The organism is Streptomyces sp. NPDC015131 (assembly GCF_043079975.1).
GTDB lineage: Bacteria > Actinomycetota > Actinomycetes > Streptomycetales > Streptomycetaceae > Streptomyces.
Genome location: NZ_JBIBVB010000002.1, coordinates 145872 through 171734, shown reverse-complemented (window position 1 = coordinate 171734; position 25863 = coordinate 145872). Strand labels below are relative to the sequence as shown.

The 25863-nt window shown below is 73.9% G+C and carries 22 protein-coding genes and 1 pseudogene; 11 read left to right on the top strand and 12 right to left on the bottom strand.

The features are described from left to right. The first annotated feature begins 127 nt into the window (after positions 1-127). Positions 128-904, top strand: coding sequence for a chaplin (locus tag ACF08D_RS06185; RefSeq protein ID WP_392221373.1), 777 nt, complete (start codon positions 128-130; stop codon positions 902-904). 221 nt (positions 905-1125) lie between these two features. Here ACF08D_RS06185 and ACF08D_RS06180 read toward each other — a convergent pair whose 3' ends face one another. Then, positions 1126-1794, bottom strand: coding sequence for a DUF2293 domain-containing protein (locus tag ACF08D_RS06180; protein WP_392221372.1), 669 nt, complete (start codon positions 1792-1794; stop codon positions 1126-1128). Position 1795: 1 nt separating this feature from the next. Next, positions 1796-2242 carry a hypothetical protein gene (locus ACF08D_RS06175; protein WP_392221371.1) on the bottom strand — a complete coding sequence of 149 codons (447 nt, stop codon included), beginning with the start codon at positions 2240-2242 and terminating at the stop codon, positions 1796-1798. Between the two features lie 134 nt (positions 2243-2376). On the opposite strand from ACF08D_RS06175, the gene ACF08D_RS06170 reads away from it, so the two are divergent. After that, the gene (locus tag ACF08D_RS06170) at positions 2377-3009 is read left to right on the top strand and encodes a uridine kinase (protein ID WP_392221370.1); all 633 of its coding nucleotides are present in this window, start codon (positions 2377-2379) and stop codon (positions 3007-3009) included. Positions 3010-3037: 28 nt separating this feature from the next. Here the strand turns inward: ACF08D_RS06170 and ACF08D_RS06165 are convergent, their stop codons facing one another. Further along, positions 3038-3931 carry a carbohydrate kinase family protein gene (locus ACF08D_RS06165; RefSeq protein WP_392221369.1) on the bottom strand — a complete coding sequence of 298 codons (894 nt, stop codon included), beginning with the start codon at positions 3929-3931 and terminating at the stop codon, positions 3038-3040. Then, entirely contained in the window at positions 3928-4836 is a 909-nt protein-coding gene (locus tag ACF08D_RS06160; RefSeq protein WP_392221368.1) for a pseudouridine-5'-phosphate glycosidase, read from the bottom strand. Before ACF08D_RS06160 ends, ACF08D_RS06165 begins: the two co-directional genes overlap by 4 nt. A gap of 70 nt (positions 4837-4906) precedes the next feature. Between ACF08D_RS06160 and ACF08D_RS06155 the strand changes: the two genes are divergently transcribed. Further along, positions 4907-5263, top strand: coding sequence for a cupin domain-containing protein (locus ACF08D_RS06155; RefSeq protein WP_392221367.1), 357 nt, complete (start codon positions 4907-4909; stop codon positions 5261-5263). 134 nt (positions 5264-5397) lie between these two features. Here the strand turns inward: ACF08D_RS06155 and ACF08D_RS06150 are convergent, their stop codons facing one another. Together ACF08D_RS06150 and ACF08D_RS06145 are read right to left on the bottom strand one after the other, a co-directional pair. Next, complete coding sequence (locus ACF08D_RS06150; RefSeq protein ID WP_392221366.1) at positions 5398-6687, bottom strand: MFS transporter; 1290 nt, start codon at positions 6685-6687, stop codon at positions 5398-5400. 27 nt (positions 6688-6714) lie between these two features. Continuing rightward, positions 6715-7263, bottom strand: coding sequence for a methylated-DNA--[protein]-cysteine S-methyltransferase (locus ACF08D_RS06145; RefSeq protein ID WP_392221365.1), 549 nt, complete (start codon positions 7261-7263; stop codon positions 6715-6717). Positions 7264-7563: 300 nt separating this feature from the next. Here ACF08D_RS06145 and ACF08D_RS06140 point away from each other — a divergent pair, with 300 nt between their 5' ends. The 5 genes from ACF08D_RS06140 to ACF08D_RS06120 all read left to right on the top strand — a co-directional run bounded on the left by ACF08D_RS06140 (position 7564) and on the right by ACF08D_RS06120 (position 15182). Beyond that, positions 7564-8481 carry an MHYT domain-containing protein gene (locus ACF08D_RS06140; RefSeq protein ID WP_392221364.1) on the top strand — a complete coding sequence of 306 codons (918 nt, stop codon included), beginning with the start codon at positions 7564-7566 and terminating at the stop codon, positions 8479-8481. Between the two features lie 149 nt (positions 8482-8630). Then, a complete protein-coding gene (gene uvrB / locus ACF08D_RS06135; RefSeq protein ID WP_392221363.1) occupies positions 8631-10790 on the top strand; it encodes an excinuclease ABC subunit UvrB in 2160 nt (719 codons plus the stop codon). 322 nt (positions 10791-11112) lie between these two features. Further along, positions 11113-11691: a TerD family protein gene (locus ACF08D_RS06130; RefSeq protein ID WP_392221362.1), complete on the top strand. Its 579-nt coding sequence runs from the start codon at positions 11113-11115 to the stop codon at positions 11689-11691. Positions 11692-11797: 106 nt separating this feature from the next. Further along, positions 11798-13933: a TerD family protein gene (locus ACF08D_RS06125; protein WP_392221361.1), complete on the top strand. Its 2136-nt coding sequence runs from the start codon at positions 11798-11800 to the stop codon at positions 13931-13933. A gap of 244 nt (positions 13934-14177) precedes the next feature. After that, positions 14178-15182, top strand: coding sequence for a TerC/Alx family metal homeostasis membrane protein (locus ACF08D_RS06120; RefSeq protein ID WP_392221360.1), 1005 nt, complete (start codon positions 14178-14180; stop codon positions 15180-15182). A gap of 123 nt (positions 15183-15305) precedes the next feature. Here the strand turns inward: ACF08D_RS06120 and ACF08D_RS06115 are convergent, their stop codons facing one another. From ACF08D_RS06115 to ACF08D_RS06105, 3 genes are all read right to left on the bottom strand, one after another. Continuing rightward, positions 15306-16589, bottom strand: coding sequence for an MFS transporter (locus ACF08D_RS06115; RefSeq protein WP_392222318.1), 1284 nt, complete (start codon positions 16587-16589; stop codon positions 15306-15308). A 363-nt stretch (positions 16590-16952) separates the two neighbouring features. Further along, positions 16953-17609 (bottom strand): MBL fold metallo-hydrolase, encoded by a 657-nt coding sequence (locus ACF08D_RS06110; protein ID WP_392221359.1) that lies wholly within the window; start codon positions 17607-17609, stop codon positions 16953-16955. Positions 17610-17619: 10 nt separating this feature from the next. Next, positions 17620-18312 carry a maleylpyruvate isomerase family mycothiol-dependent enzyme gene (locus ACF08D_RS06105; protein ID WP_392221358.1) on the bottom strand — a complete coding sequence of 231 codons (693 nt, stop codon included), beginning with the start codon at positions 18310-18312 and terminating at the stop codon, positions 17620-17622. A 208-nt stretch (positions 18313-18520) separates the two neighbouring features. On the opposite strand from ACF08D_RS06105, the gene uvrA reads away from it, so the two are divergent. Next, positions 18521-21589 carry an excinuclease ABC subunit UvrA gene (uvrA, locus tag ACF08D_RS06100; protein WP_392221357.1) on the top strand — a complete coding sequence of 1023 codons (3069 nt, stop codon included), beginning with the start codon at positions 18521-18523 and terminating at the stop codon, positions 21587-21589. Positions 21590-21771: 182 nt separating this feature from the next. Here uvrA and ACF08D_RS06095 read toward each other — a convergent pair whose 3' ends face one another. The 3 genes and pseudogenes from ACF08D_RS06095 to ACF08D_RS06085 all read right to left on the bottom strand — a co-directional run. Next, entirely contained in the window at positions 21772-22773 is a 1002-nt protein-coding gene (locus ACF08D_RS06095) for a phosphotransferase family protein (RefSeq protein WP_392221356.1), read from the bottom strand. Between the two features lie 39 nt (positions 22774-22812). Next, on the bottom strand, positions 22813-23136 hold the full coding sequence (locus ACF08D_RS06090) for a DUF4180 domain-containing protein (protein WP_392222317.1): 324 nt from the start codon (positions 23134-23136) through the stop codon (positions 22813-22815). A gap of 51 nt (positions 23137-23187) precedes the next feature. Then, positions 23188-24072, bottom strand: a pseudogene (locus ACF08D_RS06085) (carbohydrate kinase); the annotation flags it as partial. A gap of 123 nt (positions 24073-24195) precedes the next feature. Here ACF08D_RS06085 and ACF08D_RS06080 point away from each other — a divergent pair. Continuing rightward, a complete protein-coding gene (locus ACF08D_RS06080; protein WP_392221355.1) occupies positions 24196-24621 on the top strand; it encodes a Rieske (2Fe-2S) protein in 426 nt (141 codons plus the stop codon). A 157-nt stretch (positions 24622-24778) separates the two neighbouring features. Next, positions 24779-25822 (top strand): vWA domain-containing protein, encoded by a 1044-nt coding sequence (locus tag ACF08D_RS06075; protein WP_392221354.1) that lies wholly within the window; start codon positions 24779-24781, stop codon positions 25820-25822. Positions 25823-25863: the final 41 nt, after the last annotated feature.

Sequence of the window (25863 nt, the reverse complement as noted above, 5' to 3'; positions counted from 1 at the left end):
GGTGACGGTTCGAATGAGACGCCACTCGATGGAGTGAATGGCGGATGCGTCATAACCCCGCTTGCCGCCACGGCGTTAATTCCGGTGCGGGCGGGTGCCCGTGAACCTCTCCGGAAGGCAGGAAGCCATGAGGCACACTCGCCGAAATGGTCTGGTCACTCTGATGGCCACGGGTGGCGCGCTCGCTGTGGCGGCGGGTTACGCGCACGCGGACTCCGAGGCGAACGGCGCCGCGGCCGGTTCGCCCGGGCTCATCTCCGGCAACGCCGTGCAGCTGCCGGTCGACGTCCCGGTCAATGTGTGCGGGAACACCGTCAATGTGGTCGGGCTGCTCAACCCCGCGGCGGGCAACACGTGCGCGAACAAGGGCGGCGGCCACCAGCACAAGGACCGCCCCGGCACCGCCCGCGGCGGTGAGGCGGGCAGCGGCCACGGCAAGGGAACCACCGGCGGCTCGCACACGGACGGCGGCGGAGCCTCGGCGGACGGCGCCGCGGTGGGGTCGCCCGGCGTCATCTCCGGCAACGGCATCCAGCTCCCCGTCGACCTGCCGGTCAACATCAGCGGCAACTCGGTGGGCGTGGTCGGCATCCTCAACCCGACCTTCGGCAACGCCTCCAGCAACGGTGGCGGCAAGCCGCCCGTGACGCCGGAGAAGCCGGCGAAGCCGGTGAAGCCCGCCGAGCCCACCGCGCCGCTGCCCGAGGAGGACGAGCCCGTCGCCCCGGTGCCCGCCCCGGCCGACCAGGCCCCGGCCCCGGAGCCGCAGCTCACCACGGAGGCCCTGGCCGAGACCGGCGCCGGCGCCGGCCTGCTCGGCATCGGCGCGCCCGCCGCCCTCGGCCTCGTCCTGGGCGGGGGGCTCCTCTACCGCCGCTCCCGCGCCGCGGCCGACCGCGCCTGAAGGACCCCGGCACCGCCGGGCCCCCGGCCGCGCCCCGTCGGCTACGGCAAGAAGGACCCGGCCCGCGCCGGAAGCGGACGGCGGCGTCGCCCCAGGGACCCGGCCGCCCCGACGGGGGACCCGGTGCCGCGTCCCCCAAGGGCCCGGCCGCACCCCGACGGAGGCTCAGCGACACCCCGGCGGGGCCCGGCCGCGGCCAGGAGCGAGGGCCCGGCCGCACGTCACCGCCGCCAGGCGGCCAGCACCGACTCGATGGCCGGTGCCACCCGGATACGCGCCTGGCGGCGGGGGACTCGGCGCATCAACAGGGCGTCGTAGTCGGTGTCGAGGTGCCGCACCGACGCCCGTACCGCCGCCGTGACCGCCCCCTCGTCCAGAGCCCGCCCCGCCGCCGTCCGGCCCACCCGGCCGCTCCCGCGCTCCCCGGCGTGCGCGGCGATCTCCTCGGCCCGTCCGGGCGGGCAGCCGGGAAAGAGGCGCAGGATCTCGGCGGCCAGCGCGCCCCGGAACCGCACGTCCTCGGCGGCCCGGCGCACCGCGTCCCGCTCCCGGCGCCGGGCCCGCGCCTCGGCGTCGGCCAGGCACGCGGCCTCCGCCCGCGCCAGGGCGGCCTCCTCGACCAGGACGCCCTGCCGCTCGTACCGGGTGCGGCGCCGGTTGTGGCGTACCACCACCGCCCACAGGCCGCTCGCCTCCCGGGCCCTGCGGGTCAGCGCCGCGTCACCGCGCGGCAGGTACACCAGGTGGCCGAGGTCGGCGCAGTCAAGACAGAGCGGCGAGCCGGACTCCAGGACCAGCCGGGGCAGCGGCCCCCGCCGGCACTCCGCGCAGTGGCGGCTCCGCAGCGGCTCGATCACCACGATCGCGGCGGAGACCGCCGGGCCGGCCATGTCAGCGCACGGTGGGCGCGGCGGCGTCGATGAACGCCGCCAGCGCCTCCACGGCCTCCGTCGAGCGCCGCTCCCGGTCGGTCTCGTCCTCCGCCCGGTGCATGCAGTGCGTCACCTCGAACGCCCGGTGGGCGTGCGCGACGAGCGCCGGGTCCTCGCACAGCAGTTGCACCCGCACCAGCGCCTGCCGGGCGGTGGCGCGCCGGTCGTAGGACTCCATCCGGGTCGCCTCGGCCTGGGAGCCGTTCCGGCGGTACCAGCGCGCGTTCTGCGCCCGCCGGTACTCGACGACCGCGTCCGCGAACGCGCTGTACGTCGAGATCCGCTCCTGCCGCAGCTGCTCGGCGCGCGTCAGGTCGGCGGTGCGCCGGGCCGCCCGCCCCTGGAACAGATGCGTGACGACCGCGCCGAGCAGCGTGCCGGCCACGGCGATGAGCGCCGTCTCCATCAGACCCCCCAAGTCCCGCCGGCCGGTGCTGTCGGCGCCGGACCGTCCACCGGACCAACGGGCGCAGCCGGTGTGCTTGTTCCCTTCCCGCGCCCCGCCGCGACCACGCCCGTCCGCTGCGGCAGCATGGACGCGTGAACGTCGAGCCGATCACCTGGGAGCGCCTGGTCGCGAACCTCGCCGCGCATCTCGACGGGCGGACCCCGGCGGACGGGGGGCCGTGGCTGAAGGTCGCCGTCGACGGGGCGCCCGCCGCAAGGCCCGGCGAGCCGGCCGCCCTGCTGGCGGAGGCGCTGCGGCTGCGCGGGCGGGCGGTGCTGGCGGTGGGCACGGAGGGCTTCATGCGGCCGGCGTCGCTGCGGTACGAGTACGGCAAGGAGGACCCCGACACGTACTACAGCGGCTGGTACGACACGGGCGCCCTGTGGCGGGAGGTGTTCGCGCCGCTGGAACCGGGCGGCAGCGGGCGGGTGCTGCCCGACCTGTGGGACCCGGTCACCGACCGGGCGACCCGCAGCCCGTACCGGACGCTGGCACCGGGCGGGGTGCTGCTGCTGCACGGGCCGTTCCTGCTCGGCCACTGGTTCCCCTTCGACCTCACGCTCCATCTGCGCCTGTCCGCGGGCGCGCTGGCACGCCGCACGGAACTGCCGTGGACGCTCCCGGCGTTCGAGCGGTACGAGGACGAGGTCGCCCCCGCGCGCGCCGCGGACGTCGTCGTGCGCTGTGACGACCCCCGCCACCCGGCATGGACCGGCCTGCCCTGAGAGGCCGGCCGGCGACCGCCGCCGCCCCTCAGCCGGTCGGGGGACGGCCGCCCAGGACGGCGACCGCCGCGGCACCGGCCCGGCAGCCGGCCTCGGCGGCGGTGGTGGGACCCGCGCCGGACAGCCGGGCCGCCAGGAAGGCACCGGTGAACGCGTCGCCCGCCCCGGTCGAGTCCACGGCCGGCACCGCGGGGGCGGTGACACGCGAGACGACCCGCCCGGACACGGCGACCAGCGCGCCCGCCGCCCCCAGGGTCACCGCGACCAGCGGGAAACGGCGGCTCAGCGCGGCGCCGGCCGCCGCCGGGTCGGACAGCCCGGTCAGCAGCGACGCCTCGGCCGCGTTCGGAAGGAGCAGGTCCGCCCCCTCGACCGCCGCCAGGAACGTGTCCACGCCCACCGCGGCGGCGAACCCGGCCGACGCGGGGTCCACGCTCACCGGCACCCCCCGCGCGCGTGCCGTCGCCAGGGCCAGCCGCGCCGTCTCGCGGCTGGTCCCGGCGAAGAACAAATACCCGGACAGATGGAGGTGCCCAACCCCCTCCAGCAGAGTTGGCGACCAGTCGCCAGGGGCGAGCCGGAGCGCCGCCCCGCTGTCCGTGAGGAACGTCCGCTCGGCGTCCGCGTCGACCAGCGCCACCACCGTCGCGGTCGGCGCGTCCGGGTCCCGCACCAGCAGCGGCCGTACCCCCGCGCGCCTCAGCCGTTCCTCGTGCCAGTCCGCCCCCTCCGTACCCACCCGCCCCAGCATCCGCACGTCCGCGCACCCCGAACGGGCCGCCCAGCACGCCGCGTTGGCGCCCGCCCCGCCCGGCAGCGTCCGGATCTCCGCCGCCGTGTCGGTGGCCGGGGCGAGCGGCTCGCGGTGCCGCGCCACCACATCGGTGACCACGTCCCCGACGACCAGCAGCGCCCCGCTCACAGCGCGGCCGCGACCCGCGCTGCCAGCCGCACATTGCCGCGCACCGCGGCCAGGTTGGCCTCCAGCGACGCTCCGCCGGTGTGCCGCATCAGGTACTCCAGCAGGAAGGGCGTCACGCCCTGCCCGGTGATCCCCCGCTCCCGGCACTCGTCCAGCGCCCGCCCGAGCACCCGGTCGTGCAGCTCCGGGTCCAACTGCTCCTCCTCCGGTACGGGATTGGCGACGATCAGCGCCGCCTCCGGGCCGCCCAGCGCGTCCTGGGCCCGCATCACCGCCGCGACCTCCTCCGGCGACCGGACCGACCAGTCGACCGGCTCCCCGGAGGACGCCAGGTAGAAGCCGGGGAAGCGGTCGGTGCCGTAGCCGAGGACACCGACGCCGAGGGTCTCCAGCCGCTGGAGCGTCGCGGGCACGTCGAGGATGGACTTCACCCCCGCGCACACCACGGTGATCCGCGTCCGCGCCAGCAGCCGCAGGTCGGCCGACTCGTCCTGCGTACGGGCCCATTCGCGGTGGACACCGCCGAGCCCGCCGGTGGCGAAGACCCGGATGCCCGCCCGCGCCGCCAGGAACGCCGTCGCGGACACCGTGGTCGCCCCGCTCGCCCCCGCCGCGAGCGCGGGCGCCAGGTCCCGGTGGCCCAGCTTGCGTATGCCGGGATCGGTGGCGACCCGCTCCACCTGGTCCTTGTCCAGCCCCACCCGCGCCACGCCGTCCAGCACGGCGACCGTGGCGGGGACGGCGCCCCCGGCCCGGACGAGCGCCTCCAGCTCCTCCGCCACGGCGAGGTTGCGGGGGCGCGGCAGGCCGTGCGCGATGATCGTCGACTCCAGGGCGACGACCGGCCGGCGCGCGGCCACCGCCTCCCGTACCTCTGCGGACAGCGTCACTGTGGTCTCCGGCATGTCCCATCCCTGGCGCGGCGGCGGGGCCCGCAAACCTCCGGGCGGGGCCGCCCGGCTACAGTCACGGGCCATGACGACCATGGACAGGCCCTCGTTCGCCGTGCACATCCCCGACGCCGAGCTGGAACCCGAGCCGCTGGACCCCGCGCAGATCGTCTCCGGCGACCCGGTGGTGACCGGCAAGGTGCTGTGGGAGTCCGCCGACGGCACCCAGGTGCGGGGCATCTGGCAGATCACGCCCGGCGTGGTCACCGACACGGAGGCGAACGAGCTGTTCGTCGTGGTCAGCGGGCGCGCCACCGTGGCGGTCGAGGGCGGCGACACGCTGGAGCTGGGGCCGGGCGACGCCTGCGTCCTGCGGGAGGGCGACCGTACGACCTGGACGGTCCACGAGACGCTCCGCAAGGCGTACCACATCTGCCTCTGACCGCCTCGGCGCCGCCCCCGTCCGTCGCCCCCGTCCGTCGCCCCTGCCGGTCCTGCGGTCCTGCGGTCCTGTCGGCCGTGCCGTCGCTGGGGGCGGGACCGCACCGGCCCCCCGGGGCGGGCGTCACACCGGTGTCACCCCTGGCCGGCGCGGCCGTCGGGACCCGGCCGGAACGCCCCGGTGCCGCGCAGCGCCAGCGCGGCCAGGGGGAGCAGCAGCAGTGCCCCCACGGCGTTGAGCCAGCCGTAGCCCGCCCGCGCGACGATCAGGCCGGCCGCCGCGCCACCGATCCCGGCCGCCGAGTTCATGATCAGGTCGGACAGGCCCTGCACGGCGGCGCGGGCGGCCTGCGGTACGGAGTCGGTGAGCAGCGCCGAGCCGGAGACCAGCGCCGCCGACCAGCCCAGCCCCAAGACGAACAGCCCGGTCGCGGTCTGCCCATGGTTCGCCCCGGCCGTCCCGGCCAGCAGCGCGGCGAGCGCCAGCAGGCCCACCGCCAGCCCGATCACGGCGAGCCGGCCGAGCCGGTCCGCGAGCCGGCCCATCACCGGCGAGAAGGCGTACATCCCCGCGATGTGGCCGCTGATCACCAGGCCGATCAGCGTGATGCCGGCGCCATGGTGGCCGAGGGCCACCGGTGTCATCGACATGATCGAGACCATGGCGGTGTGCGCCACCGCGACGGTGACCAGGGCCAGCCGGGCGCGGGGCGACTCCCGTACGGCCGACACCCCCGCCCGCAGGGACCGCCCGCCGGGCTTCCCGTCGCCCTCGGTGCCGGCCGCCAGCGCCCGCGCGGTCAGCAGCGGGTCGGGCCGCAGCAGCACCGCGACCACCACTGCGGACACCAGGAACACCCCCGCCGCCCACAGGAACGGCCCGGCCGCCGCCGGAACCCCCAGCCCCGCCACGCTCCGCCCGGCGGGCGCGGCGATGTTCGGCCCGAGCACCGCGCCGACGGTGGTCGCCCACACCACGGTGGAGATCGCCCGTCCGCGCCGCTCCGGCTCCGCCAGGTCCGCCGCGGCGAACCGCGCCTGGAGGTTGGCCGACGACCCCGCCCCGAAGCCCGCCATCCCCGCCAGCAGCAGCGGGAAGCTGCCGATGACCGCGGCCCACACCACCACCCCCGCCCCGGCGGCACCGATGACATACGCCAGGACCAGCCCGGGCCGCCGGCCCCGTGCGGTCATCAGCGCGGCGAGCGGCACCGACAGCAGCGCCGTCCCGGCCACGGTGGCCGTCGGAGCCAGCCCGGCCAGGGCCTCCGTACCGCCCACTTCCTGCGCCAGCACGGAGGCGAGGGCGATACCGGTCGCCACACCCAGCCCGCCCAGGATCTGGGTCGCCACCAGCACGGCGGCGATCCGCCGCCGCAGCGCGGGCAGCTCGGTGGCCCCGGGTATCTCCGCATCGGTAGTCACCGCGGCAGTCTGCCACCCCTTACCGATTCAGAACAGCGGCTGCGGCAGCACCCCCTCCAGCGCCAGCAGCCGGCGCTTCGTCTCCAGTCCTCCACCGAATCCGCCGATTCCCCCGTCGCTCTCCACCACGCGGTGGCACGGCACCACCAGCGGCAGCGGATTGGCGCCCATCGCCGCCCCCACGGCCTGCGCCGCCCCCGGCTGCCCCACCCGGGCCGCCAGCTCCCCGTACCCGACGACCGTGCCGTACGGCACGCCGGACGCCAGCTCCCGCAGCACCTGCCGGTTGAACCCGGCCGTCAGCGTCCAGTCCAGCGTCAGCCCCGGCCCCAGCTCCCGGACCTCTCCCGCGAAGTAGGCGTCCAGCCTGCGTATCGGCTCGGCCAGCCGCCCCGTCGCACACTCCACCAGCGGCGCCCCCAGCTGCCCCTCCAGCCGTCGCACCGCCCGGTCGCGCACCGCCTCGCGGGCATGGAACACCACGCTGACCAGCCCCTCGCCGGTGGCGGCGAGCAACAGCGGACCGATGTCGCTGCCGACGACCGCCCACTCCACGCACTGCCCGTTGCTGTCCATGCCGACCACCGTACGACCGCCCACTGACAACGCCGCCCGTCCCGGTCCGCCACACCCCTCGCGGCCGTCCGGGCCGGCCGCGAGCCGGACCGGCAGAGGATGGCTGGAATGTGAAGGTCCGCGTCGGGCGTCTCCGCCGGACCACCCCGAGCGGTCACATCGGCGGGCACATGTGTGTTCGGCGGGCGTCGCGCCGTAGCCTCTGGCCCGTACCAGCGGGTACACATGGCACCACCGGTGCCGCCGGACGGGCGACGGACATCCGGACGGCGGGGCACGAGCAGCAAGGGGCGGACGGCTATGCGGGGCACGGTCGAAGGGTTCAGCTACGGCTTCGTCACTCCCGTGGCCGCTTTTCTCATGGCGTGCCTGGGCGGCGTGCTCGGGCTGCGCTGCGTGCTCAGGTCGCTGCGACCGCACGGCAGCTTCAGGGCCGGCTGGCTCGCCCTGGGCGCCGTCGCCATCGGCTCGGGCATCTGGACCATGCACTTCATCGCCATGCTGGGCTTCACCGTCCGGGAGGCGCCGATCGGCTACGACCCCGCCATCACGCTCGCCAGCCTCGGCGTGGCGATCGTGATGGTCGGCGTCGGGATCTTCCTGGTCGGGCATCGCGGGGCCACCCCGATGGCCCTGGTCACCGGCGGCACGATCACCGGCCTCGGCATCGCGACCATGCACTACCTCGGAATGGCCGGAATGCGTCTGCCGGGCCGGATCGCGTACGACACCCTCACCGTCACCCTCTCCGTGGTGATCGCGGTGGTGGCGGCGACCTCGGCGCTCTGGGCGGCCGTCTCGGTCCGGGGCATGCTGCCCACCCTGGCGGCCGGCCTGGGCATGGGCGTCGCGGTGAGCGGGATGCACTACACCGGCATGGCCGCCGTCAGCGTCCACCTGCACGGCGACGGCCTCCCGGCCGGCGGGGGCGAGTCGGCCACCTCGCTCCTCGGTCCCATGCTGGTGGGGCCGGTGGTGTTCCTGCTGCTGGCGGGGTTCGTGGTGATGGTCGACCCCCTGCTGGTCACCGGCGACGACGACCACCGGGACCCCGCACACCCACCGCATCACCGCCCCGGTGCGGCGGCGGAGCGGCACCGGCACCGCTACGGCGACCACCGCGACTACCGCGACCACCGTGACGACCGCGGCTACGGCGGTCCGGCCGTCCGGGCATCGCGCCGGGTCCGCCGCCAGGAGCGTGCCGGCCGCGGCTGAGAGCGGGCGGCCGGGGCGGGTGGATCAGGCGGGTTGGCCGGGCGTCCCGGGCGGGAGGACGGGCCGGAGGACGGGGCGGACGGGCGGACGGACCGGGCGGACGGGCCTTCCGGGCCCCGAGTGTCAGTGGCGAGTCGTACGGTGGTTTCATGCGGCCCGTTTCCAAGATCGAACGCTCGGTGGCGCCCTTCGAGGTCGTCAGCCCCTACCAGCCCAGCGGCGACCAGCCTGCGGCCATCGCCGACCTGGCCCGCCGTATCGGCGCGGGTGAGAAGGACGTCGTCCTCCTCGGCGCGACCGGCACCGGAAAGTCGGCGACGACCGCCTGGATGATCGAGAAGCTCCAGCGCCCCACCCTCGTCATGGCCCCCAACAAGACGCTGGCCGCCCAGCTGGCGAACGAGTTCCGGGAGCTCCTGCCGAACAACGCGGTGGAGTACTTCGTCTCGTACTACGACTACTACCAGCCCGAGGCGTACGTCCCGCAGTCGGACACCTACATCGAGAAGGACTCCTCGATCAACGAGGAGGTCGAGCGGCTGCGCCACTCCGCCACCAACTCGCTGCTGACCCGCCGGGACGTGGTCGTGGTGGCCTCCGTCTCCTGCATCTACGGCCTGGGCACGCCGCAGGAGTACGTGGACCGCATGGTCCCGCTGAAGGTCGGCGAGGAGATCGACCGGGACCAGCTGCTGCGCCGGTTCGTCGACATCCAGTACACCCGCAACGACCTGGCGTTCACCCGCGGGACCTTCCGGGTCCGCGGCGACACCATCGAGATCTTCCCGGTCTACGAGGAGCTGGCCGTCCGGATCGAGATGTTCGGCGACGAGATCGAGGCCCTGTCCACCCTCCACCCGCTCACCGGCGAGGTCATCAGCGACGACCAGGAGCTGTACGTCTTCCCGGCCAGCCACTACGTGGCGGGACCGGAGCGCATGGAGAAGGCGATCAACGGCATCGAGCGGGAGCTGGAGGTCCGGCTCGCCGAGCTGGAGAAGCAGGGCAAGCTGCTGGAGGCCCAGCGGCTGCGGATGCGCACCACGTACGACATCGAGATGATGCGCCAGATCGGCTCCTGCTCCGGCATCGAGAACTACTCGATGCACTTCGACGACCGCGATCCGGGCTCCGCGCCCAACACCCTCCTCGACTACTTCCCCGAGGACTTCGTCCTCGTCATCGACGAGTCCCACGTCACCGTCCCCCAGATCGGGGCGATGTACGAGGGCGACGCCTCCCGCAAGCGCACCCTCGTCGACCACGGCTTCCGGCTGCCGTCCGCGCTCGACAACCGGCCGCTGAAGTGGGAGGAGTTCCAGGAGCGGATCGGCCAGACCGTCTATCTGTCGGCGACCCCCGGGCAGTACGAGCTGTCCCGCTCCGACGGCTTCGTGGAGCAGATCATCCGCCCCACCGGCCTGGTCGACCCCGAGGTCGTCGTCAAGCCCACGGAGGGCCAGATCGACGACCTGGTCCACGAGATCCGGCTGCGCACCGAGCGGGACGAGCGGGTCCTGGTCACCACCCTCACCAAGAAGATGGCCGAGGACCTCACCGACTACTTCCTGGAGCTGGGCATCCAGGTCCGCTATCTGCACAGCGATGTCGACACCCTCCGCCGGATCGAGCTGCTGCGTGAACTGCGGGCCGGTGAATACGACGTCCTGGTCGGCATCAACCTCCTCCGCGAGGGCCTCGACCTTCCCGAGGTCTCCCTCGTCGCCATCCTGGACGCCGACAAGCAGGGCTTCCTCCGCTCCGGCACCTCGCTCATCCAGACCATCGGCCGTGCGGCGCGCAATGTCTCCGGCCAGGTCCACATGTACGCGGACTCCGTCACCCCGGCCATGGCCAAGGCCATCGACGAGACCAACCGCCGTCGGGAGAAGCAGATCGCGTACAACACCGAGCACGGCATCGACCCCCAGCCGCTGCGCAAGAAGATCAACGACATCGTCGCGACCATCGCGCGCGAGGAGGTCGACACCGAGCAACTGCTGGGCACCGGCTACCGCCAGGCGAAGGACGGCAAGGGCGCCAAGACCCCGGTCCCCACGCTCGGCACCAAGGCGTCGTCCGGCGCCGGGACGGCCGGCAAGGGCGGCAAGTCCGGGAAGGCGGCCGGGAAGGGCGCCCTGGTGACCGACCGTCCGGCGGCCGAACTGGCCGGGATCATCGAGGAGATGACCGAGCGGATGCGGGCGGCCGCCGCCGAGCTGCAGTTCGAGGTGGCGGCGCGGCTGCGTGACGAGGTGGGCGAGCTGAAGAAGGAGCTGCGACAGATGAAGGAGGCGGGCATCGCCTGACGGGGGCCGCGCGGGCATCGCCCGACGGTCGCCACGGGCGGGGCCGCGCGGACGGGGCGGTACGGGCGGGGCTTTCACCGTCCGGTCCGGGTTTCGGCCGGGTTTCGGCCCGGGCCTGGGCCCCCGGCTCGGCTTGGGCTCCCGCCCCGGCCTGGGCCCGGGGCCCGGCTCGGGAAACGCCTGGGCCGGTTACCGCCCGGTGTGTTGCAACACCGCCACAAAACCGGGCTCCGCCTGATGGCGCCCCGCGCCCGCTGCGTAGGGTGCTCAGCAACCGCACTGGCAGACGGTCGCGGGGGTACGCAATGAGAGGGGACAGCGCGTGACGGTCAACATGACCAAGGGCCAGGCCATCAGCCTTCAGAAGAGTGACGGGGGAACCCTCACCGCGGTGCGGATGGGGCTCGGCTGGCAGGCTGCGCCGCGTCGCGGTCTGTTCGGCTCGCGCACCCGCGAGGTCGACCTGGACGCCTCGGCGGTGCTCTTCGCCGAGAAGCAGCCCGTGGACGTGGTCTTCTTCCGCCACCTGGTGAGCGACGACGGCTCCGTCCGCCACACCGGCGACAACCTGGTGGGCGGCGCGGGGCAGGGCGGCGACGACGAGGCGATCCTCGTCGACCTCCAGCGGATCCCGGTCCACATCGACCAGATCGTCTTCACGGTGAACTCCTTCACCGGCCAGACGTTCCAGGAGGTGCAGAACGCCTTCTGCCGCATCGTCGACGAGACGAACGGCCAGGAGCTCGCCCGCTACACCCTGGACGGCGGCGGCCAGTACACCGCGCAGATCATGGCGAAGGTGCACCGCGCCGGCACCGGCTGGAAGATGACCGCCCTGGGCAACCCGGCCAACGGCCGTACGTTCCAGGACCTGATGCCCGCGATCCTGCCGCACCTGTAGGCGCGCGGAGCACCTACGCACCTCGCGGCTCCCGGCGGCGCACGCCCCCGGGAGCCGCGCCACACCGGCAGGCGCCGCGCGCCGACGCACGAGGGGGAAGACAGGCATGACGGCCGAGCTGGTCCGGGGGCAGAACCACCCGCTGCCCCACACCCGACTGGAGATCCGGGTGTCGGCCGGTGAGCCGGTCGTCGCCGGTGCCACCCTCGGCGGCGAGGACGGCACGGTCACCGGCCCCGAGTGGGTCGCCCACCCCGGCGCGCCCGCGCTCCCGGGGCTGGAGGTCTCCCGGCAGGCCGCCGCCGACCACCGGCTCGCCGTGGACCTCGGCGCCATGCCCCCGACCGTCCACCGGGTGACCGTGCTGCTCGCGCTGGTCCAGGGGACCGGTGGCGCCGGGCGGTTCGGGGCCGTCGCGGCGCCCTTCGTCGCGGTCACCGCGCTCGACGGCACCGCGATCGCCGGGTTCACCATCACCGGGCTGGACAGCGAGTCCGCCGTCGTCGCCCTGGAGCTGTACCGCAGGCAGGGCGCCTGGAAGGTCCGCGCCGTCGGCCAGGGGTACGCGGGCGGGCTCGTCGCGATGCTCGCCGACCAGGGGCTGGAGCGGGCCGCCGAGATCGCGTCCACCATCGAGGAGGCGGTCGCGGCCGGGACGGCCCGTTCGGTCGCCGCGCCCCCGCCCCGTACCGCCGAGGGGGGCCGGGCCCGGCTCGGCGCCGCCACCCTGGCCGGGTTCACCGGGGCCGGGGACACCACCGCGGGCGAGCCGCCCACGGACCGGACACCGCCGCCCTCCGCGGACCGGACTCCGCCCTCCGCCGACCGGACTCCGCCGCCCACGGACCGGACACCGTCCCCCGCCGACCGGACTCCGCCGCCCGCCACCACATCTCCCGCCGCACCTCCGGCCGCGCCCCCGGCTGCTCCGGCCGGTCCCGCGCCCGCGTCCACGCCTCCGGTGTCCCCGGCGGGTGGGCCCATCAGCTATGCCCACCCCCGCCGGGCCGCCGCCCCGGCTCCGGGCCCGGCGTCTGCCCAGCCGTCCGGCCCGCCCCCGTCCGGCTCGCCCCAGTCCGACCCCGCCGGGCCGGCCGGCGGCCCCGCGCGGCCGGTCGCGGGCGACGCCGCCGGGTGGTCCATGGACGAGCGCCTCTACAACCAGGTCTGGGGCATGTTCGAGGACCTGGCCCGCACCGCCGCCGCGTACCGCAGCGCCGTCGACTTCGCCGAGTCCCGCATGGAGCAGGAGCTGGACGGCGTGCTGTCGGACCCGCGCAGCCGTATCGGCTCCGCCGGTGACACCGCCAGGGCGGCGGCCCGCGCCAAGCGCGACGAGCTGACCGACCGCGCGCGTGAGGCGCTCGACCGGGACCTCGCCCAGCTGACGGCCGAGTCCGAGGTCGTCGAGCCCGCCCTGCCGGTCGCCTACGCGGGGTGGGACAGCCCCGCCTGGCACGCCTACCGGGTGCCCGCCGAGGCGGCGATGGCCGTCCGCCTGGGCGACGTCCACCTCCCCGAGCACCCCGCGCTGCGCATCCCGATGCTGGTGCGGCTGCCGCTGGAGCGCGGCCTGTGGGTGGACAGCGGCCGGTCCCGGGGCTCCGAGGCCGCCGGCCCGGCCGACCGGACGGAGCTGCACCGGCGGGCCATGGACACGGCGGTCCTGCACGCGGCGCGGCTGCTCGCGGTCCACCCGGTGGGGGAGTACGCCGTGCATGTGATCGACCCGGCCGGCTCCGGGGCTGCCGCACTCGCCCCGCTGACCGCCTCCGGGGCCCTCGCCGCGCCCCCGGCGACCGGGGCCGGGGGAGTGGCCGCCGTCCTCGACCGCCTCACCGAGCGCGTGGAGCTGCTGCGGATGGCCGTGAGCGGTGGTGCGGTGGACGCGCTGCCGCCCGGTGTGGACCTGTCCGGGCAGCTGCTGCTCGTCAACGACTTCCCGCACGGCTTCGACGACCGGGCCGTCACCCGGCTGCGGTACCTGGCGGACGAGGGCCCCGCCGTCGGGGTCCATCTGCTGCTGGTCGCCGACCGGGAGGACGCCCGCGCCTACGGCCCCGTCCTCGACCCGCTGTGGCGGTCGCTGCTGCGTCTGACGCCCGTCCCGGACGACCACCTCGCCGACCCCTGGGTCGGGCACGCGTGGACGTACGAGCCGCCACGGCTGCCCGCGGGCAGTGGCGTCCTGGGCCAGGTGCTGTCCCAGGTGGTGGGCGCCCGTACCAACTGGCGACACTGACCTGGCCTTTTGGTGTTCCTTTTACTTTTCTCTTTACCTTCCCTTGGGTTTTGGGGTACGGTTCTCACAGCGGAGGGGAGTACTCCCGTGCGCGGCGTGCCCGTCAGTACGGACGGTCGGACGTAAGGCCGGTCCCGGGGCGCCGGCCCGTGGTGTGCCCCGGTCACAAGGCCGGGCGGCCCGGGTGGAAGAGACCTCCGGCAGCGACGACGCTGATCAGTAGCCGTACGACGCCGGAGGCGCAGTGGACGTTTCGATGAGCCTGTGGGTGGCGACCGTTCTCGGTCTGTCCGCCCTGATCGCGGTCGACTTCTTCATCGGGCGCAAGCCCCATGACGTGTCGATCAAGGAAGCCGGAATCTGGACGGTCGTCTGGATCGTCCTGGCCGCACTGTTCGGCCTGGGCCTGCTCGTCTTCGGTGAGACGCAGGCGTCGGGCGAGTTCTTCGCCGGATTCATCACCGAGAAGTCGCTGAGCGTCGACAACCTCTTCGTCTTCGTCCTGATCATGGCGAAGTTCTCGGTGCCGAGCCACCTCCAGCAGCGGGTGCTGCTGATCGGTGTGCTGATCGCCCTGGTCCTGCGTGCGATCTTCATCGCCGCCGGCGCCGCGATCATCGCCAGCTTCTCCTGGGTGTTCTACATCTTCGGCGCGTTCCTGATCTACACCGCCTGGAAGCTGATTCAGGAGGCGCGGGCCGACGAGCCGGAGGAGGAGTTCGAGGAGAACCGCCTCCTGAAGTCCATCGAGAGCCGCTTCGGCGTCGCCGACCGGTACCACGGCACCAAGCTCTTCATCCGTGAGAACGGCAAGCGGGTGCTGACGCCCCTGATGGTCGTCATGCTGGCCATCGGCACCACGGACGTCCTGTTCGCGCTGGACTCCATCCCCGCGATCTTCGGCCTGACCCAGGACCCGTACATCGTCTTCACCGCCAACGCCTTCGCCCTGATGGGTCTGCGGCAGCTGTACTTCCTCATCGGCGGCCTGCTGAAGAAGCTGGTCCACCTGAGCTACGGCCTGTCGGTGATCCTCGGCTTCATCGGTGTGAAGCTGGTGCTGCACGCCCTGCACGAGTCCGGGGTGCATGTGCCCGAGATCTCCATCCCGGTGTCGCTGGCCGTCATCTGCGGCGTACTGATCATCACCACGATCACCAGCCTGATCGCCTCCAAGAAGCAGGCGGAGCGCGAGGCCGCCGAGGCGGCGGACGGCAAGGACGCCGACAAGGACAGCGTCGGGGCCTGACCCCCGGCGGGAGCGGCGGCGGCAGCAGTCCCACGACCGCCCCACGACCGTCACGGCACCGGCCGGTGCGGATCCGCAACGCGCGGTCCGCACCGGCCGGTGCTCGTCCGGGCGACGGCCTGCTTACGCGGCGGCCGACTCCAGGGCGGGCTCCGGGGCCGGCTTGGGCAGGGTCTCCGGGAGCAGGGCGAAGCAGCCGAGGCTGAGCAGGGCGATCGCCGTCAGGTACGCGGCCACGCCCCAGGGCGGCCCCGAGCCGTCCGCCGAGGCCGTCGCCACGATCGGGGTCAGCGCCCCGCCCAGGACGCCCGCGAGGTTGTAGCCCACGGCCGCCCCGGTGCAGCGCACCCTCGGCTCGTACAGCTCCGGGAGGTAGGCGGCGACCACGGCGAACATGGTGATGAAGGCCAGCAGCGCCCCGGTGAAGCCCAGGAACATCAGCACGGGCCGGGCCGTGTGCAGCAGGCCCACCATGGGGAACATCCAGAGCGCCGCCGCGGCGCAGCCCGCCAGGCACATCGGCCGCCGCCCGAACCGGTCGCCCAGCATCGCCGCGAACGGCGTCGCAACGCCCTTGACCGCCACCGCCGCCATGATGCAGACCAGCATCACCGTGCGGCTCACACCGAGCCGCTCCGTGCCGTAGGCGAGCGCCCAGGTGGAGACGGCGTAGAAGATCGCGTACCCGACCGCCAGCGCGCCGGCGGTCAGCAGCACCAGCCGCCAGTGCTTGCGCGCCACCTCCACCAGCGGGGCGCTCGCCCGCGCACCGGTCCGGGCCAGCTCCCGGAACTGCGGGGTCTCCGCCAGGGACGTACGCAGCAGCAGACCGCCCGCCGCCAGGAGCCCCGCCGCCCAGAACGGCACCCGCCAGCCCCACTCCCGGAACTGCGCGTCGCTCAGCCCCGCCGACAGCCCGAGCATCACCCCGTTGGCCAGCAGGAAGCCCACCGCGGGACCGATCTGCGGGAAGCTCGCCCACAGCGCGCGGCGCCCCGGGGGCGCGTGCTCCGCCGTGAGCAGCACCGCCCCGCCCCACTCGCCGCCGAGCCCCAGCCCCTGCAGGAAGCGCAGCACCAGCAGCAGCACCGGAGCGGCCACCCCGAGGGTCGCGTACGAGGGGACGCACCCGACCGCGACCGTGGCCGCCCCGGTCAGGACCAGGGACGCGAACATCACCGGCCGTCGCCCGTACCGGTCACCGATGTGACCAAAGAGGACAGAACCGAGCGGGCGCGAAACAAAGCCGACCGCGAAGGTGCCGAAGGCGGCCAGTGTGCCGGCCAGCGGCGAGAAGGTCGGGAAGAACAGCGGGCCCAGGACCAGCGCGGCGGCGGTCCCGTAGACGAAGAAGTCGTAGAACTCGACGGCCGTGCCGGCGAGCGAGGCGGCGGCGAGCCGCACCATCGAAGGAGCGGGGGCGGACGGGGCGGCCGACGCCTCGGCCGACAGGTCCGGATCATGACTCTGGCGCATGCCGCGCCAACTGGCCGGTGACGCCCGGGGTTACGGGGGCGCGGGGGAGCCGTGGGAGCGCCGGCGGCACGCCTTCGCGCCCGCTCGCCGCGCCTCCCCGTACCCGCGCTCCCATGCCCGCCGGCCCGCAGCCGGCGACGGGACGCGGCAACCGGCGCCAGGGCGGGACGGCCGGAGACGGGAATCGACTCGTCGCGACCGCGACCACGACCGACTCGCCGCGACCGGAGTCGACCCATCGCGATCCGGATCGACTCTCCGCGACCGGGATCGACTCGTCCGGCCGGTGCCCCGCTACCAGCCGCGCTCGCGCCACTCCGGGAGCTTCGGGCGCTCCTCGCCCAGCGTGGTGTCCTTGCCGTGCCCGGGGTAGACCCAGGTCTCGTCGGGCAGCACGTCGAAGAGCTTCGTCTCGACGTCGAGGATCAGGCTCGCGAAGGCGTCCGGGTCCTGCCAGGTGTTGCCGACCCCGCCCGGGAAGAGGCAGTCGCCGGTGAACACATGCGGATGGCCGTGCGGGTCGTCGTAGACGAGCACGATGGACCCGGGGGTGTGCCCCACCATCCGGCGGGCGGTCAGCTCCACCCGGCCGACCCGGATCACGTCCCCGTCCCCGACGGGGACGTCCGTGGCGACGCCGATGCCCTCGGCGTCGTACGTCCCGGCGTACGTACGGGCCCCGGTGGCCGCCACGACCTCGGCCAGCGCGTCCCAGTGGTCGCGGTGGCGGTGGGTCGTGACGACCGACGCGATGCCGTCGTCACCGATCAGCCGGAGCAGGGTCGCGGGCTCGTTCGCCGCGTCGATCAGCAGCTGCTCGCCGGTGGCCCGGCAGCGCAGCAGATAGGCGTTGTTGTCCATGGGCCCGACCGCGACCTTGGAGATCATCAGGTCCGCCAGCTCGTGCACGTCGGCGGGCCCGCCCACCTTCACCGCTCCGCTGTACGTCATGGGGTCCAGCCTATAGCGGGGGCAGGACGGGCAGGGGGCCGCCCGAGACCTCCAGGGCGGCGCCGTCCCGGCGGCCCGCCAGCCAGCCGAGCAGGTCGGCCGCGGGGCCCGAGACGGTCACCTCGGCCCCCTCGCCGCCGCCGGTGCGCCACTCGTGCCCCTCCCGGCCGGCCGCGACCACCCGGGTCGGCGGGACGGCGGGGTGGCCGCCGAAGCGGTCGGCCAGGAAGGCGATCTCGCGGTCGGTGAACTCCTCCGGGAGGTCCTCCAGCTCGTACCCGATGTCCAGGTCGACATGGTGCAGCTCCACCTCGACGAGGCGGCGGAAGGGCACCCGGGCCGCCCGGTCGGTGACGCCGTTGCGCAGCTCCACGACGCGGTCCCAGTCGGCCGGGGCCTCGCCGGCGGCGGAGAAGCGCGCGGCGCTCTCCCGGAGGTCGTCGAGCTGGACGGCCGGCGGGCGGGGGGCTCCGCGCTCGATGTCGGCGTCGCGCGCCTCCGCGCCGGGATACATGGGGCGCCCCTGGAGAACATTCACGAGCGCGTCGGCGTTACGTGAGAGGTGGGCCAGTACGTGGCCCCGCGTCCAGTCGGGCAGCCGGGACGGCGCGGTCACCGCGGCGTCGTCCAGAGCGGCGGCAGCGGTGAGGAGTCGCTCGGTCGCCTCACGTACAGAGGCCAGGTCATGCACATGGTCGATCATGCCGCTGACCCTAGCGCCGCCACACGATCGGGTGAAGGTGGCGGCGCGTGGCCGGAAATCGAATGCACGTGCTATACGCTCGATGGAGGCATCCTTGAAAGCCAGGCATCCGATGTGAGCCAGGCATCCGCTTGGCGACCCCCCGAGGCTCAACAGTCCGGGACGGGGGCTGTGCCCCCCACTTCCCTCAAGAAAGGTGCGGACCGGCGTGGCCGACCGTCTCATCGTCCGTGGCGCGCGCGAGCACAATCTGAAGAACGTCTCGCTCGACCTCCCGCGTGACTCCCTCATCGTCTTCACCGGACTGTCCGGGTCGGGCAAGTCCTCCCTCGCGTTCGACACGATTTTCGCCGAGGGGCAGCGCCGGTACGTCGAGTCGCTCTCCTCCTACGCCCGGCAGTTCCTCGGCCAGATGGACAAGCCGGACGTCGACTTCATCGAGGGCCTCTCCCCGGCCGTCTCGATCGACCAGAAGTCGACCTCGCGCAACCCGCGCTCGACCGTCGGCACGATCACCGAGGTGTACGACTACCTGCGCCTGCTCTTCGCGCGCATCGGCAAGCCCCACTGCCCCGAGTGCCACCGGCCGATCTCCCGCCAGTCGCCGCAGGCCATCGTGGACAAGGTGCTGGAGCTGCCCGAGGGGAGCCGCTTCCAGGTCCTGTCGCCGCTGGTGCGCGAGCGCAAGGGCGAGTTCGTCGACCTCTTCGCCGACCTCCAGACCAAGGGCTACAGCCGGGCGCGGGTGGACGGGACGACCATCCAGCTCGCCGAGCCGCCCACGCTGAAGAAGCAGGAGAAGCACACCATCGAGGTGGTCGTGGACCGCCTCACGGTCAAGGACAGCGCCAAGCGGCGGCTGACCGACTCCGTGGAGACCGCGCTGGGCCTGTCCGGCGGCATGGTCGTGCTCGACTTCGTCGACCTCCCCGAGGACGACCCCGAGCGCGAGCGGATGTACTCGGAGCACCTGTACTGCCCCTACGACGACCTGTCCTTCGAGGAGCTGGAGCCCCGGTCCTTCTCGTTCAACTCGCCCTTCGGCGCCTGCCCGGACTGCACCGGCATCGGCACCCGCATGGAGGTCGACCCCGAGCTGGTCGTCCCCGACGAGGAGCGGTCCCTGGACGAGGGGGCGATCCACCCCTGGTCGCACGGCCACACCAAGGAGTACTTCGGCCGGCTGATCGGCGGCCTCTCCCAGGCCCTGGGCTTCCGCACGGACATCCCCTGGGCCGGGCTCCCCGCCCGCGCCCGCAAGGCCCTGCTGTACGGCCACCGCACCCAGGTCGAGGTCCGCTACCGCAACCGCTACGGCCGGGAGCGCGCCTACACCACGCCCGCCTTCGAGGGCGCCGTCTCCTTCGTCAAGCGGCGGCACAGCGAGGCCGAGAGCGACTCCAGCCGGGAGCGCTTCGAGGGCTATATGCGCGAGGTCCCCTGCCCCACCTGCGAGGGCACCCGGCTCAAGCCGATCGTCCTCGCCGTGACGGTGATGGAGAAGTCCATCGCGGAGGTCTCCGCGATGTCCATCAGCGAGTGCGCCGACTTCCTCGGCGAGCTCCGGCTGAACGCCCGCGACAAGAAGATCGCCGAGCGGGTGCTCAAGGAGGTCAACGAGCGGCTGCGGTTCCTGGTCGACGTGGGCCTGGACTACCTCTCGCTCAACCGGGCCGCCGGCACCCTGTCCGGCGGCGAGGCCCAGCGCATCCGGCTCGCCACCCAGATCGGCTCCGGCCTGGTCGGTGTGCTGTACGTGCTGGACGAGCCGTCGATCGGCCTGCACCAGCGCGACAACCACCGGCTGATCGAGACCCTGGTGCGCCTGCGCGACATGGGCAACACCCTGATCGTGGTCGAGCACGACGAGGACACGATCAAGGTGGCCGACTGGGTCGTGGACATCGGCCCCGGCGCGGGCGAGCACGGCGGCAAGGTGGTGCACTCCGGTCCGCTGAAGCAGCTCCTCGCCAACAAGGACTCCATGACCGGCCAGTACCTGGCCGGCAAGCGGTCCATCCCCACCCCGGACGTCCGGCGGCCCGTGGACCCCTCGCGCCGGCTGACCGTGCACGGCGCCCGGGAGAACAACCTGCGGGACATCGACGTCTCCTTCCCGCTCGGTGTGCTCACGGCGGTCACCGGTGTATCCGGTTCCGGCAAGTCGACCCTGGTCAACGACATCCTCTACACCCACCTGGCGCGCGAGCTGAACGGCGCCAAGTCGGTGCCGGGGCGCCACACGCGCGTGGACGGCGACGACCTGGTCGACAAGGTGGTCCACGTCGACCAGTCGCCCATCGGCCGCACGCCCCGGTCCAACCCGGCGACGTACACCGGCGTCTTCGACCACGTCCGCAAGCTGTTCGCCGAGACGATGGAGGCGAAGGTCCGGGGCTACCTGCCGGGCCGGTTCTCCTTCAACGTCAAGGGCGGCCGCTGCGAGAACTGCGCGGGCGACGGCACGATCAAGATCGAGATGAACTTCCTGCCGGACGTGTACGTCCCCTGCGAGGTCTGCCACGGGGCGCGCTACAACCGGGAGACCCTGGACGTCCACTACAAGGGCAAGTCCATCGCCGAGGTGCTGGACATGCCGATCGAGGAGGCCCTCGACTTCTTCGAGGCGGTGCCGACGATCTCGCGCCACCTGCGCACCCTCACCGAAGTCGGCCTCGGGTACGTACGGCTGGGCCAGCCCGCGCCCACGCTCTCCGGCGGCGAGGCGCAGCGTGTGAAGCTCGCGTCCGAGCTCCAGAAGCGGTCCACGGGCCGCACGGTGTACGTCCTGGACGAGCCGACCACCGGTCTGCACTTCGAGGACATCTCGAAGCTGATCAGGGTGCTGTCCAACCTGGTCGACAAGGGCAACTCGGTGATCGTCATCGAGCACAACCTGGACGTCATCAAGACCGCCGACTGGGTCGTGGACATGGGGCCCGAGGGCGGCAGCGGCGGTGGCGTGGTCGTCGCCGAGGGCACGCCCGAGCAGGTCGCGGCCGTCCCGGCCAGCCACACCGGCAAGTTCCTCCGGGACATCCTGGGCGCCGACCGGGTCAGCGACGCGGCCCCGAGCGTCCCGGCCGCCCGGAAGCGGACGACGGCCAAGAAGGCGGCGGCCAAGAAGACCGTCGCGGCGGTGGACGGGACGCCCCGAGGGACGGCCACGGCGAAGACCACCGCGAAGGCCACGACGTCGAAGACCACGACGTCTAAGACCACCACGGCGAAGACCGCCAAGGCGAAGAAGACGACCGCCAGGGCCGCCAAGTCCTGACGGTGGTCGACGTCCGGGGGACGCCGGTCCTCACCACCCGCGCGGTGGCGGGGGCCGGCGTCGCACCGGAGCTGCGGCACCGAGCGCGCGTGGCGGCAGCCACGGCCCGGGCGTGCGAGGGTCGGCCTCGAGCGCGGTCTCAGCACCGTACGCGCCGGCCGCACGGCCCGGGCGCGCGCGGGTCAGCCGTAGCGGTCGAACAGGGCGGCGAGGTACTCCTCCAGCCGCCGGGTCAGGACGTCCGCGGTCAGATCCGTACGGCCCAGCTCGCGCCAGGGAACGGCCACCTTCTCCGCGTCCGGGGCGAACCCCAGCGCGTCCAGCAGCCGCCAGTGGAGATGAGCGGCCGGCTCCCCGGCCAGAACGCCACCGGCGGCCACGTACCGGTCGGCGAAGCGCATCCCGGCCGGCACCCCGTGCAGCAGGGCGAGAGCGGTCGAGCAGTGCGCCACGTCCAGGTCGGCCGGCCCCCAGGAGGTCTCCACCCAGTCGACGACACCGCTGATCCGGAGCGCGTCACCGGTCCCGGTGAAGAGGACGTTGCCCGGGTGGAAGTCCCGGTGCAGGAAGCACCCCTCGTACTCCGGCGGCTCCTGGCCGATGACCTCGACGGCCCGCCGCCACAGCCCGGGCCGCCCGGTGCCGGCGGGCGGAGTCACCCGCTCCGGAGAAACCCAGGGCTGATAGGTGCGCGGCCGCTCCCGCGCCGTCACCGCCACCCGGTGGATGCGCACCAACTGGCGCGCCAGCAGCTCGGCGCGCTCCTCCGCGCCCCGGTCGTCCAGCCGTACGCCGCCGGGCAGCAGGGACATCAGCAGGGACGGGTGCTCGCAGTGCCGTGCCGTCGCGTCCACCGCCACAAGTCCGGCCGCCGGCACCTCCGTACCGCCGAGCAGGCGCAGGACGGCCGCCTCCCGGTTCAGCAGGCCCTCCGCGTGCCGCACGTAGAACGGCTTGACGAAGGACCGCAGGACCAGCGAGCGCCCGCCACCCGCCGCCCCCACGAGATCCAGACGCCGCATCTCCGACGACCAGCCGCCGCGCAACGGCACCACTCTCCCGATGCGCTCCGCCTCGGCCAGCTGCTTCTCCACCCAGGAGCGCGTGGCACCCCACTCCCGGCCGCCGTCCAGGTCCGCGCCATGGTCCGCGACGCCGCCCCCGGCCCCCTCGTTCGCGTGCATGCACCCAAACTACCCACACTGGTACGGGAGTTCGCGGCGTCAGTGTGCCCCGGCGAGCCGCGCCGCCAGGGCGGGGATCGTGGCGGCGACCAGCAGCGGGCCGCCGTGCGCCCCCTCGCCCGCGGCGTCCCGCAGCCCCGCCTCCTCCACCGCCCGATGCGCGGCGTCACCGACGACCGCCAGTCGCAGCCCCAGGTCCCGGCACCTGCGGACGGCCTCGCCCAGCATTCCCGTACGCGGCGCGAAGAAGTCCGCCCCGAGCCGCTCCACCGGAACCACCACCAGCTCCGCGCCGCGCGCGACGGCCTCGTCGAGCAGGCCCGCGACGGCCCCCCGCTCCGACAGCGGCGGCCCCGAGGGCACGCACACCAACGCCGGGGCACCGCACAGCGGCACCACCGCGTCCGCCGTCACCAGCTCCGCCGCGTACGGGGGCTCCGCGCCCGGCCGCGAGCAGGTGAGCGCGGCGGCCCGCGCGGCGAAGGACAGCAGCTCCGTCCACGCCTCCGCGTCCAGGCCGGCCACCGGGCGGGACCCCAGACCGTGCAGCAGGGCCGCGTTCACCGTGTCACCCGCGCCGATGGTGTCGGCCACCGCGACCGGAACCGACGGCACCGACACGGTCACGGTCCGCGTGAACACCGTCAGCCCGCCCCCGCCACGAGTCAGCACCACCGCCGACGGGCCCCGCGCGAGCCACTCACTGGGCGCCCCGCCCAGCCACGCGGCGTCCTCCTCGGACAGCTTCAGCAGCGTCACATACGGCAGCCGCTCCAGGAACCGCTCCCGCTGGGCGTCCGCCTCCCCGTCCGCGACCAGCCCCGCCCGCACATTCGGGTCCAGCAGGGTGAGCAGCCCCCGCCCCGCCTCCCGCCGCAGCAGCGCGTCGTAGGTGCTCGCGCCCGGCTCCAGCAGCAGCGAACACGTCCCGAAGGCGACCGCCCGGACCGCGTCCGGCAGCCGCCCGGGCAGCTCGAAGAGCCGGTCGGCCGTGCCCTCCGCGTAGAAGGAGTACCCGGCGGAACCGTCCGCCCCGACCGACGCCACCGCCAGCGTCGTCGGCTCGGGCCCCCGCTGTACGAGGCCGGTGTCCACGCCCGCCGCCCGCAGGCCGTCCATCAGCGCCTCGCCGTACGCGTCCGTCGAGACCCGCGAGCAGAAGGCGGCACCGGCCCCGAGCCGCCCCAGCGCCACCGCCGTGTTGTACGGGCCGCCGCCCCGGCGCGGGACGAGCGGCGCGAGCGGCCCCGGGCGGTCGGCGACAAGATCGATCAGGGACTCTCCGGCGGCAACGATCACGCGCCCGAACGTAACCCATCGCGCCCGGCCCGGACAGCCCCGGAACCCGGCCGCAGGGCCCCCGATCTACCCCGGTATCGTCGGTTCCGTCACCCGCGCACCCCAGTCCACCGTGGAGCACCCATGCCCGGCCAGCCGCCCGCCCGCCGTACCGTGCTGAAAGGCGCCGCCCTGGCCGGAACCGCCGGGCTCGCCGCCGCCTGCTCCACCGAGTCGAAGCTCGGGCACGCCAAGGCGCCCACCCCGACGGCCCCCGTCGACCTGGGCGCGGCGGACGCGGTGCCGGTCGGCGGCGCCAAGCTGTACCGCGAGGAGCGCCTGGTCGTGAGCTGCCCGGCCAAGGGCCAGTACAAGGCGTTCAGCGCCCAGTGCACCCACGCGGGCTGCGTCTTCGACAAGGTCGAGGGCACCGAGGGCAACTGCCCCTGCCACGGCAGCCGCTTCGACGTCACCACCGGCCAGCCGCTCAAGGGCCCGGCGACCGCCGCGCTGCCCGAGGTCCCGGTGCGGGTCACCGGCGGCAAGCTCGTCGCCGGCCCCGAGGCGTAGCCCCCCGCCGCACCGCAGCCCCACACCGCAGCCCCCCGCACGCCTCTTCCGTGCTGGTCCACCCCTCCGCTCTTCCAAGATCGATTGTCAGTGGTGGGTGCGAGGATCTGAGCATCGGATCGACCTGAACACCGGGTCGGAAGAGGGGGAGCTTTCCATGTCCGGAAACCAGAACTACATCAACCACGTCGCCCTCGTGCTGGACGCCAGCTCGTCCATGTCGCACCTGAGCGGCAAGGTCGTCGAGGTCGCCGACCAGCAGATCGCGTACCTGGCGCGCCGCTCGCAGGAGCTGGACCAGGAGACCCGCGTCACGGTGTACGTCTTCGCCGAGCAGGTCGAGTGCGTCATCTACGACAAGGACGTGCTGCGCATGCCGTCCCTGAAGCAGCTGTACCGGGTCGGCGGGATGACGGCGCTGCTGGCGGCCACCCTCAAGTCGCAGCGGGAGCTGGCGCAGACGGCCCAGCTGTACGGCGACCACAGCTTCCTGACGTTCGTCCTCACGGACGGCCAGGAGAACGCGAGCCACCGCAGCGCGGACGCTCCGTCCCGGGACCCGCGCCAACTGGTCGAGGCCGTGGCCCGGATGATGGAGACGCAGGAGGACAACTGGACCCTGGCCGTCCTCGTGCCGGACCAGATGGGCAAGCGCGAGGCCATGCAGTGCGGCTTCCCCAAGGACAACATCGCCATCTGGGACGCCACCAGCACCCAGGGCCTGGAGGAGGCCGGTCAGGTCATCCAGCAGGCCACCGAGAAGTTCATGGTCGGCCGGACCCAGGGCATCAGGGGATCGCGGGCCGTGTTCTCCATGGGCGCGGACGCGGTCAACAAGGACACCATCGAGGCGGCCGGGCTCACCCCGGTGGACGCCGCCGAGTACCAGCTCCTCACGGTGGACCGCGCGGCGGCGATCCGGGACTGGGTGGTGGAGGGCGGCCACACCTACCGCACGGGGGCCGCGTTCTACCAGCTCAGCAAGTCGGAGAAGATCCAGGCCCGGAAGCGGATAGCGGTGCTGGAGAAGAAGACGGACCGGGTCTACGCCGGACCGGAGGCCCGCGCGCTGCTCGGCCTGCCGGACGTGGAGGTCCGCGTCAAGCCCGACCACAACGACGACTTCACGATCTTCGTGCAGAGCACCAGCGTGAACCGGAAGCTGGTGCCGCAGACGCGGCTGCTGCTGATGAACGCCTGACGCGCGTACGCCGGCGGGGCCCGCGCCGCTCCCGAGCGGCG